The sequence below is a fragment of the Exiguobacterium sp. s95 genome, assembly GCF_018618655.1.
Classification (GTDB): domain Bacteria; phylum Bacillota; class Bacilli; order Exiguobacteriales; family Exiguobacteriaceae; genus Exiguobacterium_A; species Exiguobacterium_A oxidotolerans.
Genome location: NZ_JACSMM010000011.1, coordinates 27,873 through 40,360 on the forward strand (window position 1 = coordinate 27,873; position 12,488 = coordinate 40,360).

Annotated in this window: 12 protein-coding genes; 11 read left to right on the forward strand and 1 reads right to left on the reverse strand. The window is 46.7% G+C overall.

Annotated elements, in window-relative coordinates:
• Positions 1-184: 184 nt before the first annotated feature.
• The 11 genes from KNP99_RS13730 to KNP99_RS13780 all read left to right on the forward strand — a co-directional run bounded on the left by KNP99_RS13730 (position 185) and on the right by KNP99_RS13780 (position 11,303).
• Positions 185-1,477 (forward strand): adenylosuccinate synthase, encoded by a 1,293-nt coding sequence (locus KNP99_RS13730; RefSeq protein WP_029332157.1) that lies wholly within the window; start codon positions 185-187, stop codon positions 1,475-1,477.
• A gap of 248 nt (positions 1,478-1,725) precedes the next feature.
• Positions 1,726-2,433, forward strand: coding sequence for a response regulator YycF (yycF, locus tag KNP99_RS13735; RefSeq protein ID WP_088838297.1), 708 nt, complete (start codon positions 1,726-1,728; stop codon positions 2,431-2,433).
• Between the two features lie 2 nt (positions 2,434-2,435).
• Positions 2,436-4,283, forward strand: a complete 1,848-nt coding sequence (walK, locus tag KNP99_RS13740) for a cell wall metabolism sensor histidine kinase WalK (RefSeq protein ID WP_029332155.1) — start codon at positions 2,436-2,438, stop codon at positions 4,281-4,283.
• The gene (locus KNP99_RS13745) at positions 4,280-5,596 is read left to right on the forward strand and encodes a YycH family regulatory protein (protein WP_088838296.1); all 1,317 of its coding nucleotides are present in this window, start codon (positions 4,280-4,282) and stop codon (positions 5,594-5,596) included. The genes walK and KNP99_RS13745 overlap by 4 nt, the downstream gene beginning before the upstream one ends.
• Positions 5,597-5,602: 6 nt before the next feature.
• Complete coding sequence (locus KNP99_RS13750) at positions 5,603-6,439, forward strand: two-component system regulatory protein YycI (protein ID WP_088838295.1); 837 nt, start codon at positions 5,603-5,605, stop codon at positions 6,437-6,439.
• Between the two features lie 10 nt (positions 6,440-6,449).
• The gene (locus KNP99_RS13755) at positions 6,450-7,241 is read left to right on the forward strand and encodes an MBL fold metallo-hydrolase (RefSeq protein ID WP_029332152.1); all 792 of its coding nucleotides are present in this window, start codon (positions 6,450-6,452) and stop codon (positions 7,239-7,241) included.
• Between the two features lie 107 nt (positions 7,242-7,348).
• On the forward strand, positions 7,349-8,644 hold the full coding sequence (locus tag KNP99_RS13760) for a S1C family serine protease (RefSeq protein ID WP_088838294.1): 1,296 nt from the start codon (positions 7,349-7,351) through the stop codon (positions 8,642-8,644).
• 369 nt (positions 8,645-9,013) lie between these two features.
• Positions 9,014-9,175: a CxxH/CxxC protein gene (locus KNP99_RS13765; RefSeq protein ID WP_084157652.1), complete on the forward strand. Its 162-nt coding sequence runs from the start codon at positions 9,014-9,016 to the stop codon at positions 9,173-9,175.
• Between the two features lie 72 nt (positions 9,176-9,247).
• Positions 9,248-9,727 carry a 23S rRNA (pseudouridine(1915)-N(3))-methyltransferase RlmH gene (rlmH, locus tag KNP99_RS13770; protein WP_012371884.1) on the forward strand — a complete coding sequence of 160 codons (480 nt, stop codon included), beginning with the start codon at positions 9,248-9,250 and terminating at the stop codon, positions 9,725-9,727.
• A gap of 442 nt (positions 9,728-10,169) precedes the next feature.
• Complete coding sequence (locus KNP99_RS13775) at positions 10,170-10,598, forward strand: hypothetical protein (RefSeq protein WP_251133108.1); 429 nt, start codon at positions 10,170-10,172, stop codon at positions 10,596-10,598.
• Positions 10,599-10,709: 111 nt separating this feature from the next.
• Positions 10,710-11,303, forward strand: a complete 594-nt coding sequence (locus KNP99_RS13780) for a DUF4230 domain-containing protein (protein ID WP_214770317.1) — start codon at positions 10,710-10,712, stop codon at positions 11,301-11,303.
• A gap of 116 nt (positions 11,304-11,419) precedes the next feature.
• Here KNP99_RS13780 and KNP99_RS13785 read toward each other — a convergent pair whose 3' ends face one another.
• On the reverse strand, positions 11,420-12,433 hold the full coding sequence (locus tag KNP99_RS13785; RefSeq protein WP_251133109.1) for a serine hydrolase domain-containing protein: 1,014 nt from the start codon (positions 12,431-12,433) through the stop codon (positions 11,420-11,422).
• Positions 12,434-12,488 lie beyond the last annotated feature (55 nt).

The window sequence follows — 12,488 nt, forward strand, 5'->3', positions numbered from 1 at the left end:
TCATCGGGAAGAATCATTATGTTTCGATATCTTGAAAGTAAAGGGAAAAAGGAACCAGAAAGGAGTAATTAAACGAACGAAACAGAAATACATTAATTAATTGTTCGGTATTTGATTGACTTCTGTTTTTTTCCGCGTTACACTTAGTCGTGGTTTTGAATCGTACGTGGAGGTGGATGAGAATATGTCATCAGTAGTAGTAGTCGGAACACAGTGGGGCGACGAAGGGAAAGGTAAAATTACCGATTTCCTTTCGAAAAAAGCCGATGTCGTCGCTCGTTATCAAGGTGGGGACAATGCAGGACATACAATCGTATTCAATAATGAGACGTATAAGTTACACTTGATTCCTTCAGGGATCTTTTACTCAGACAAGAAATGTGTCATCGGAAATGGCCTAGTCGTCAATCCGAAATCGCTCGTCAAGGAATTAAAGTATCTGCACGATCGTGGTGTTTCTACGGATAACTTATTAATTTCAAATCGTGCTCATGTTATCTTGCCATACCATCAATTGCAAGATCAGCTCGAAGAAGAAGCAAAAGGCGACGCGAAAGTCGGAACGACGCTGAAAGGAATCGGACCGTGCTACATGGATAAAGCAGCACGGATCGGGATCCGGATGGCAGACTTACTCGATAAAGAAACGTTCGCTGAAAAACTTCAAATCGTGCTTGAACAGAAGAACCGGATGTTTACGAAAATGTACGACGCAGAGCCGATTGCCTTTGATGATATCTTTGAAGAATACTACGCGTATGGTCAAGAATTCGCGAAGTATGTCTGCGATACATCAGTCGTCGTCAACGATAGCCTCGATAAAGGGGAAAAAGTGTTGTTCGAAGGAGCGCAAGGTGTCTTGCTCGATCTCGACCACGGAACGTATCCGTTCGTCACATCATCAAATGCTTCAGCGGGTGGCGTCGCGTCAGGTGTCGGTGTCGGTCCTGCTCGTATCGACCACGTCGTCGGTGTCTGTAAGGCCTATACGTCACGTGTTGGTGATGGTCCGTTCCCAACGGAATTGTTCGATGAAATCGGTCATCACATCCGTGAAGTCGGTCGCGAATATGGTACGACGACAGGTCGTCCGCGTCGCGTCGGTTGGTTCGACTCGGTTGTCGTTCGTCACTCACGTCGGACGAGTGGTTTGACAGACCTGTCCTTGAACTCGATCGATGTCTTGACCGGGATTGAAACGTTGAAGATTTGTACATCATACGAATTCAACGGAAAACAAATCGATGAGTACCCAGCAAGCTTCCGTGATCTTGAAGCGTGTGTCCCGGTCTACGAAGAGTTACCGGGTTGGAAAGAAGATATTACAGGGATTCGTAAGTTTGAAGACCTTCCAATCAATGCTCAAAACTACGTAAAACGGATCGCAGATTTGACGAACATTTCACTCGTCACGTTCTCGGTCGGACCAGGTCGCGAGCAGACAGTCGTCCTTCGTGATCTTTACGAAGAAGCATAAGTCGAATACAAACAGGCGTGGCATCAATCGGTGCCGCACCTGTTTTTTTATATCTTTTGATAAGCGAAATAATTCACAAACAAAAGGATAAGAGCGTATACTAAAAGTAATGTTTCACGTGGAACGTTCCACATGAAATCGGTTGAATGGTAGGGGTGTGGCGTCGGTAGTTTCCGTCGCCACCTTTCTATATGCCGAAAAAACAGGTAAAATAGATTGAATAGAAATTTTTTAAGGGGGAACACCCATTGACGGAACGTAGAATACTCGTCGTCGACGACGAACAACCGATTGCGGATATATTAAAATTTAAACTTGAAAAAGAAGGTTACAGCGTCGCTGTTGCCAATGATGGCGTTGAAGCACTTGAGAAGGTCGAGGAATTCAAACCAGACTTGATCTTGCTCGACATCATGCTGCCTTTAATGGATGGGATGGAAGTCTGTCGTGAAGTCCGAAAAACACTTGAGACACCAATCATCATGTTGACGGCAAAAGACTCAGAAATCGATAAAGTACTCGGACTGGAACTCGGTGCGGATGATTACGTAACGAAACCGTTTAGTTCACGCGAGCTACTCGCACGTGTCAAAGCGAACATGCGAAAACGAGGACGTGATGAAAAACCAGTCAGTGATGACCCTGATGATATTACGATTGGTGAGTTGACGATTCATTTGAATTCGCATACGGTCACGAAGCGTGAAGAAAAAATCGAACTCACACAACGTGAATTCGAACTGTTGCATTATTTAGCGAAGAACATCGGACAAGTCATGACGCGCGAACATCTTCTTCAGACAGTCTGGGGCTATGATTACTTCGGCGACGTTCGGACGGTCGATGTGACGGTACGCCGTCTACGTGAGAAAGTCGAAGACAACCCGAGTACACCGATCTATATCATGACCCGCCGTGGTGTCGGTTATTATCTCCAAGATGGGGAGAATGAATAACTATGTTAAAAGGAACGAACTTCTTTAAATCCATCCAGTGGAAGCTTGTCGTCATTTACGCGTTACTGATTTTAGTCGCGATGCAAGTCATTGGAGTCTATTTCGTTCGTTCCCTTGAAAAGCAGTACATTACAAACTTCTCAAAATCTGTCGAGGACCGAGCCGGACTTGTAGCTTACAATGTCGGGAAGGAATTTGATAAGGCAGGCGATGATGAAGCCTCTAAACGGCAGTTGTCTGAGTCTCTTGGGCAGCTGCTGTCTGAGTTTAGTAGTGGCTCCACTTCAAGGAACGACATTCTCGAAGTCCAAATCATCGATCAGGATTCTGTCATTCAAGCGACGTCGGATGAGGACAACCAGTCGGCGGTGGGGCAACGGGCGACAAACTCGTTAATCAAAAAAGCACAGGCGACGAGTTCGACCCGAATCGATACCGTCCTTGATCCGAATGAAGATAAAATCCGAATCTTCGCCGTACCTGTCACGTCAGAAGGTGATGGTTCGACGATCGGGATGATTTATGTCCGGGCATCGATGGAGTCGATCTATTCACAGATGCAACAGGTCACCCGCATTCTAGCGACGGGAACAGTGATTGCACTTGTCATCACGTCGATTCTCGGGGTGCTGTTATCTCGAACGATCACGCGACCGATTTCCGACATGCGTCGGCAAGCGATTGAGATGCGCCGGGGGAACTTCTCCCGGAAAGTAAAAGTCTATTCCGATGACGAAATCGGACAGCTGGCCCGGTCGTTCAACGAATTGACCGACGAGTTGCTCGAAGCAAACGCGACGACGGAAGCGGAACGACGGAAGTTGACGAGCGTCCTCGAAAACATGACGGACGGTGTGATCGCAACGGACCGGACGCTCCGTGTCATCTTGATGAACGATCAGGCAAAAGACATCGTCGGCGTCGAAGAGGCAGGCATGGTCGGAACGAATCTGAAGGATTTACTCGCACTCGGGGATGACTTCATGATTCCGGAAGACGGAACAATGCCACCACGCTTGCTTGATTTCAGTAGTGAGGATGAACTGTTCCTCGTCCGGGCGTTCTTCTCGCCCGTCAAGAAACACAGTGGACCGATTACCGGAATGATCATCGTCTTGCATGACGTCACGGAACAAGAGCAAGTCGAACAGGACCGCCGCGAGTTCGTCGCGAACGTCAGTCACGAACTCCGGACTCCATTGACGACGATGCGGAGTTATCTCGAAGCACTCGCAGAAGGGGCCTATCAAGACGAAGAACTTGCACCACGCTTCCTTGAGACGACACAAAATGAGACGGAGCGGATGATTCGTCTCGTCACAGACCTCCTGCAACTGTCGAAAATGGATAGTAAGGAATACAAGATGAATAAAGTGCGCTTCGACTATATCCAGTTCATTAATGAAATTCTCGATCGTCATGACATGACAAAACCGGAGCGGATTCGCTTCCGCCGGAAAATCATGAAACGGAAAGTTTATATTCGTGGGGACCAGGATAAGTTGATTCAAGTTGCCGATAACATTTTGACGAATGCGATCAAGTATTCACCGGAAGGCGGAACGATTACCGTCCGGACGATGTTACGGGCGAAACGGATTGTCATCAGCATCAAGGATGAGGGAGTCGGGATTCCGAAAGCGAACCTGCAAAAAATCTTCGAACGTTTCTATCGTGTCGATAAGGCACGGGCACGGAAGATTGGTGGGACAGGTCTCGGTCTCTCGATCGCGAAAGATGTCGTTTCGGCACATGGCGGCGACATTTGGGCAGAAAGTGAATGGGGACGTGGTACGACGATTTACTTTACCCTTCCTTATGAAGTGATTGAAGAGGTGGATGCCGGATGATGAAGCAACGACTGAAAACGACCCTGCTGATTCTACTTGTATGTGGTTCTATTTTTCAGACGGCAATGCTTTGGACATATCATCCAAGTAGTGAATCGATTGAGCAGGAACAAGTATCGTTTAATGAGATTGATGCTTCAAAGACGGTTGAGAGTAATCAGCTCGTCAATCCCGAACTCGTCGTCTATTCGAATGGTGTGGAAGCCTATCAGACACAAATCATCGGGCGGACGATTTTGAACCGGATTGGTGCTTCGTTTGATATCGGTGTCCTCGTCTTGACGGATAAAGCCTCAAACATCCCGCTCAGCAAACGGAGTGTCGAGATGATTTTCCCGACACCGGTCACGGCAGCGATGCTTGAAGAACTACTCGGTGAAAAAGAGATTGCGATGGCTGAACCGATTAAACGGCTCTATCTGCTCGATTATGACGGACCGATTCTTCGGCTCGAGTCAGCGACTGGTCGCTTTAAAGACTTTCAATTGGTCGGCGACGAGACAGTCTTAAAACGCCTCTTTGCCTACGATAAGAAAAAACCGATGACGAAGGTCGAGCTTAAAGGTGGTGACTACACGTACGTCGCAACAGCGACCCCTCGTCTTGAAGAAGTGTTTGTCTATGACGAAGTCGGACAGGACCCGAAACCACTCGACCGGATCCGCAGTGCGTTCTTCACAGCGAATACGAACGTGCAGCAAATCAAGGGACGAGACGGACTCGACGTGTTGACGGATGGGGTCAGCGTCTCGACGTATGACCGGGATTACAACGCCTATCGTTTCAACACGCTGTCACCGAATACACAAAGTACGGCAGTCGATTACAGTACGCTCGTCAGCTACATCAATATTCATGGGGGCTGGCTCGACCAAGTCACACAACGCAGTGGCTTCCGTTATTACTTCGATCAAATGAGTAGTCAAGAAGAGCAACAAACGGCAATCTTCCGTCTCTATTTGAATCGTTATCCGGTCTTCGGCGAAATTGGCCCGTTGCTCGAACAACCAGAATTTGATTTAGCGACGATCAAGATGACGTTCGAAGAAAATCAAATCCGGTCGATCAGCCGGAGCATGTTACGGGCAGACCGGAAACTTTTGTTAAAGGAAACGACGTTACCGACGATTGAACAGACGGTGAAAGAGCTGGAGCAAGCAGACCTTATGCAGGACATCACCGGAATTCGAGTCGGCTACAGCATGACGTACAAAATCGCGACGAGTCGCTACGCCCTGTTTGAACCGGCATGGTTCGTCAAACGGGACGGAGAATGGAGCACAGTCGATCAAGCAATTGGAAATGAGGGGTAATGTTGAATGGATTGGAGTAAAGCAAAGACGTTGTTGATTCTGACTTTCCTCATCCTGAACGTCTACCTGGTCGTTCAATTGATGGATCGGATGATTGAACCACGGATCGTCGCGACGACGGCGTCCGGAAAGACGATTTTGAAAGATCGGAAGATTGACGAAAAACAACTGCAGACCGCGTCTCGCGACATCGGTTATTTGACGGCAGAAGTCGATTCGAGCTCACTGGCACCAAAAGAGAGCTCACCGATTAAAGATGCGATCACATCAGTCAAAAATCAGGTCGAATGGTCTGTTCGGTTGTCGAAGCCGTCACCGCTCGACGCAAAAGCGATGCGCGACTCGGCGACTTCATTCGTCCAGTCGTCCGTTAATCACGGTTCAGACTACACGTTTTGGAAGTTTGATAATAAACAAAATGAAATGACGTTCGTGCAGACGTATAAAGGACAACCGCTGTATTCGACACCGGAGCAATCACGGGATGATGAGGCGATGATTGGTCCGTCCCTGCTCGTCCTGCAACTGAACGATGACAAGGAAATCGTCAGCTATAAGCAACGTCACTTGAACGAAGTCGTCCGCCAAGCACAGGACGTGACGTTGTTGTCAGCGAGCGAAGCCGTCATCCAATTGTCGGAGCAAGGTCTTTTCCCGGCCTCGAAAAAAATGACAGGCCATAAGCTTGGCTATTTCTGTCTCGTGACGGAAGGGACAAAATCGGTCCAGATTTTACCGCCGACGTGGCAGATCGAACTCGACGGGGAAGAACTTTATTTCGTCAACGCGATTGACGGGGGTGTTCAGACGATCGAACGCCTCGATACAGTTTCAGAGAAATGAGGAATACACGATGAGCCTACACTATAGCGTTCTTGCGAGCGGCTCGACGGGAAATGCCCTCTACATCGAAAGTGAACAAAGCCGGCTGCTCGTCGATGCCGGATTGACAGGAAAGGCAATGCTTGCATTGTTCGACCAGATTCACCGGTCACCGGAAGGCATCGATGGGCTGTTCGTCACCCATGAACACTCGGATCATATTAAAGGGGTCGGCATCTTAGCCCGCAAGTACAACATCCCGCTCTATGCGAACCAAAAGACATGGGACGCGATGGAAGCGAAGATCGGGAAGATTGATCCCGCCTTGAAGTTCCTCTGGGAAGTCGGCGAAGTGAAACAGTTCGGCGATATCGAAGTCGAATCGTTTAACGTCAGCCATGACGCAGCCGATCCGATGTTCTTCCAGTTCGCCCATGAAGGGAAACGACTCGCCCATATCACGGATACAGGCTACGTCTCGGACCGGATGAAAGGGACGATTCGTGGTGCCGATGCCTACATCTTCGAAGCGAATCATGACATCGGGATGCTCCAGATGGGGCATTATCCGTGGAGCGTCAAACGACGGATCCTAGGCGACTACGGTCACGTCTCGAACGAAGACGCGGCAGTCGCGATGAGCGAGGTGCTCGACGAGCGGACGAAACGGATCCATATGGCCCATTTGAGCAAGGACAACAACATGAAGGAACTGGCCCGAATGAGTGTCTCCCAGACACTGGCGAGTCGGGATGTCGACCTCAGCAAGATTCATCTGCTTGATACCGATCCCGTCATTCCGACACCACTCCTGAAGCTCTGATTATGGGAAATTACTGAATATGCTCAAAAGACCCCCACATTTGGCTAACTTGCCAGGTGATGGGGGTATACTTGTGTAAAGAGAGTTTAAGAAGGAGGCATGTGCCGATGGATCGACCTGAAGAACCACGGAATGAATCGGAACAGATCAATCAATCGACCGATGAGGAGAGCGGATTTCCACCGCGCCGACCGACTGAAGAAGAACCGGTCAGTCCTTATCGTGAACCATATGAAGAAACAGACGAACCTCCACGTAAGCGTGGTGGCGGTGGTAAAGCATTTTTTGTCGGCTTAATCGGCGGCGTCATCGGCGCCTTACTGATTGCCTTGATCGCCTGGCCATTTGCCCGTGATCAAATGACGAGTCCGACACCAGCCGCGACGGTGACGACGGAACAGGCAGCGACGACAGCGACGGAAGCCGAGAATGATATCGTCGGTGCCGTCAGTAAAACGAAAGAAGCCGTCGTCAGTGTGACGAATTTACAAAGTTCATTCCGCGGTGCGGATCAAGAGACAGGAGCAGGATCCGGCGTCATCTATAAAAAAGATGGCAATAAAGCCTATGTCGTGACGAACTATCACGTCGTTGAAGGGGCAAGCAGCTTGTCGGTCACGTTATCAGACGGAACGGCGCTCGAAGCGAAAGTCCTCGGCGAAGATCCGACGTATGATTTAGCCGTCTTATCCATCGATGCAGCAAAAGTGACACAGGTCGCGAAAATCGGTGACTCCGATACGTTACGTGCCGGTGAAACGGTCCTTGCGATCGGCAACCCGCTCGGGATCTTCGCAAACTCGGTCACACGTGGTGTCATCAGTGCCCAGGAACGGACGGTGCCGGTCGATACGAACAAGGACGGCCAGCAGGACTTCAACACGGAAGTCATCCAGACGGATGCGGCGATTAACCCCGGGAACTCGGGCGGCGCACTGATCAATACGTCCGGTCAATTGATCGGGATCAACTCGATGAAGATTGCGGAAGCAAGCGTCGAAGGTGTCGGTTTTGCGATTCCGATCAACGAAGCGTTACCAATCATGCGTGACCTCGAACAGAACGGTGAAGTCATTCGCCCGCAACTCGGGATTCAGATTCGGGACGTCCAGGAGTTCCCGAGCGGCTACCGTGAGGACCGCCTGAAACTGCCGAGTGACGTGACGAAAGGAATCGTCGTCGTCGGTCTGACAAACAACAGTGGAGCAGAAAAAGCAGGGATGAAAGCAAATGACGTCATCGTCGAAATCGACGGGACAAAGATTAATTCATTCGCAGATCTCAAGAGTGTCCTGTACCGTGATGCGAAAGTTGGACAGACCGTCAAAGTGACGTTCTACCGGAATGGGGATAAACAGTCCCTTGATGTGAAGTTGTCGGCACAAGCGGCGACGGTGCAATAACAGATTCAGATTAACTACTCGTACATGTACGGGTAGTTTTTTTGTTTGGGGATATGAATGGGCGTATGAAAGAAAGAGAAAGAGTCATCGTGATGTGCTGTCACGCGCTTTCCTCAGGCGAGGAACGAGCCGGTGGCTTCTTGCCTGACGGCAGATGCCAGGGTCTCGTTTTCCTCTGACAGCACGGACGAGCCGTGCTTTTTCCTGTAGGAGTCGCGTGCAGCCGACACGATGAGCAGCAGGTTAATCATGGAACGAAAAGAAGCGAGAATACCACGCATGTGGATAACTTTTAAGCGGTTGAAGAAGCCGATTTTTGTTATACTGGTAGCGGATAACTGTGGATAACTGAAAAGGAGGAGAAGACCTGTGGATAAATATGTCTGTTTGGAACATGTCGAGTTAGCACTTGACGAAGTCGTCGATGAAACGGAAGAATACCCGATTTTGGAAGAAGTGAATTCAGAAAAAACGGTCACTTGTGAGTACTGTGATCAGCCCGCAACATATCTTGTGTCAAGCAAAAAATAATTATCAACATGTGGACATGTGGATAACTCTGTGGATAACTCCTGAATTTTCTGTCAGAAAGCGAGAAAAATGATGCAAATTACCATTATCACGGTCGGAAAGCTGAAAGAGAAGTACTTGAAGCAAGGGATTGCCGAATATACAAAACGGCTTGGCGCCTATTGTTCGATTCAAGAAATCGAGGTCCCGGACGAAAAAGCACCGGAACAATTGAGTGACGCCGAGATGCAGCAAGTGAAGAAAAAAGAGGGCGAACGGATTTTAGCGAAGATTGGACCGGACGTTCATGTCTACGCACTTGCTATCGAAGGAAAGCAACGGACGAGTGAACAGTTTGCGACAGAACTCGATCGGTTGGCGACGTACGGCAAGAGTAAAATCGCGTTTGTCATCGGTGGATCGCTTGGATTAGCACCAGAAGTCATGCAGCGGGCAAACGATACGATTTCATTTTCGAAGATGACGTTTCCGCATCAATTGATGAAGATGATTCTCTGTGAACAGATTTACCGGGCATATCGGATTAATCGGAATGAGCCGTATCATAAGTGAATAGAGTTGATAAGAAAGACCATTTCAAACGTTAAGAAGCGTTTCAGATGGTCTTTCTTATGTATGTAGTATGTAGTATGTAGTCATTATTGAAACAAAGAAGGAAAATTTAAAAGAGTACGTTTTAGAAACGGCAGTGAATGAGTGGAAAGATACATCAGTATGATACCTCTGAATAAAAAAATGAGCAGCGACTGTTACATAGTAGTTAGCAAGTAATCTTTTTTTATAAGCATTATGTTCGCAAGGTTTGAGGTATTACGAATAAATCACTATTGACAGTAAATAATAAAAAACCATTGTAAAATTAAGGAATGAAACCGATACTTATTATGAAATTCTATCTTTTATTAGTATAGAAATTAATTTAAGGACCGGAGGAAATAACATGTTACCTATTTCTATTTCAGAGTTAGATCGTATTAAAGCAGAGTGTAACGCAATGGTGAATAAACGAGCATCGGCTTCAGCCGCAGCAGCGGTCGTGCCGATTCCCGGGGCAGATGTCGGAGCGGATGTTGTCATCATGATGGAACTTCTTCCTGCAATTAACCGTAAGTTTGGATTATCCCCGGAACAGATTGATCAGCTCGATTCTGAGATAAAAGGAAGACTTGCGATTATCATTTCTTCCGTCGGCAGTGAACTAGTCGGTAAGTACATTACAAAAACAGTAGTGGCACAGTTACTGAAAAAAATGGGAGCTAAAATGGCAATTAAACAGGTCACAAAGTACGTTCCTTTTGTGGGCCAGGCCGTCTCGGCCGGAATCAGCTTTGGTGCGATGAAATACTTGGGCAATGCACATATCGAAGAATGTTATGCGGTATGTAAACGAGCAATGGAGTCTAATCAGTATCAAGAAGCGTAAAACTCAAGGGGGGGTATGATGTCTGGCAATCACATCAACTCTTTTTAACGAAATTTTGACATATTCTCTATGCCAGGAGTGTAATGATACAGACTTAAGGAGATTTTAAAGATGAAAAAACTAATTATAAATATGTCTGTGCTTTTAGTGATTCTCGGAGTAATCGGTGCGGGAGCCGTTTTCTATTTCAAACCTTCTCTCTTTTCTACGACTAAAAGCTCTGACACTGCTCTTGTAAAAGAACGGTTAGTAGAATTATCGGAATGGACTACTTTGAAATATGAATACAGCAAAGTCATAGTCAGTCGAAGCAGTAAAAAGGTACCGTTCACCGACATGAAGCTAGCAGAGGCAATCAAACTAATTGAATATGATGGTTATTTAAAAGCGGGAACGGACCTTTCGAAATTACAGTTATCTTATGACGAAACAGCAAAGCAATTATACGTTAAGGTTCCGAATGCGACGATTCTTGATAATGTAGCGGATACAGATACAGCCAAGGTAACGGATGTCAAAGGGAATATTTTTTCTGACTATCAATCCCAGCAGATTTTCGATGACATTAATAAAGAAAAAAGAAAAATTGAAGAGGAAAAAATCGAGCAGGGTTTTTTGAAAGAAGCAGATGAACGAATCAAAAAACTATTAACCTCTTTCCTTAAAACAAACGGGTATAACGATGTGACGGTTGAATTTTACTGAATGAATGATACAAGACGGTCATGTGGATGGCCGTCTTTTTTATGCGCTGCATGGAAGTAACAGAACAGGGGAACTTACTAGTCATAATCCGTAGTAAATGTGTGCAGTTTAAGCATTCATCGTGTATTTAATGAAAACGTGTCCGAGGCTAGATTACTAAACTCACGAAGATAATGAAGATAGTTGTCTCCACCAAAGTTGTACCGTTTATTATACATCCGTACGACAACAAGACGACTTTCTGGTATCACGAGTAAGAGGGGACCTGTGTTTCCGAGGATTTGATAGGCTTCTTGCGGGACGCGCTCTCCTATCTCGCTGTTATCTCGTGGTTTATCTTGCACGTACCAAAACAGTCCATTGGCAGGAAGATGTGTATCGTTGTATTCAAGACTTTGAATAGAGGTGCAGAGTTGAATGACTTCTTTCGGGACGATTTGAATGCCTTCATGACGACCATCGTTCAGATGAAGATTTCCCCAAAGTGCTAATTCTCTTGCTGTGGTGTGTAGGTTAGAACCCATGCCATCATCGGAAGGGTAAAGTGCAAAATCTGCTTTCGAATCAGGATTATCGATGACTTGAACTAGTTTTTTTGCTGCTTCCGTTGACCAGTCTGTATACTCAAATCCCAATGGACTGAAGACACGCTCTTTTAACAATCGAGTGAAATCATACCCGTATATATCCTTGAAAAGTTCAGTCATGATTCGGACGTTGATGCCACGATAGGCCCATCCTTTGCCAGCATCGAACTCTCTGTAAATCGATCCATCTGGTCGTTCATTCAGCCCATGTGAGTGAGTGACAAGATGTCGAATTGTTGTACCCTGCAAGACGTTATTATCGTAGTTGCTCAAGTATTTGGATATCAAATCATCAAGGCTATGAAGTTTCTTTTCATACAAGGCAAATCCAATTGCTAACGCCAGGTAACTTTTGCGAGCGGAAGCGATGTTGAACATGGAATTTATACCAATTTCGTTTGATTCCGCATTGGAATGAAATCCTTCATAATGCTCCAAAATGATCTTGTCATTCTGCATGACAACTAAGGCAGCAGCACTACTATGATTTCGTTCCTTGATATCATTTATATAGGAAATCAACTGACGATGTGATGGGTGCAAATAAACAACTCCTTTTTCTGTGTCTACAAAATTAAAATAAGCAATTGATTTGTAT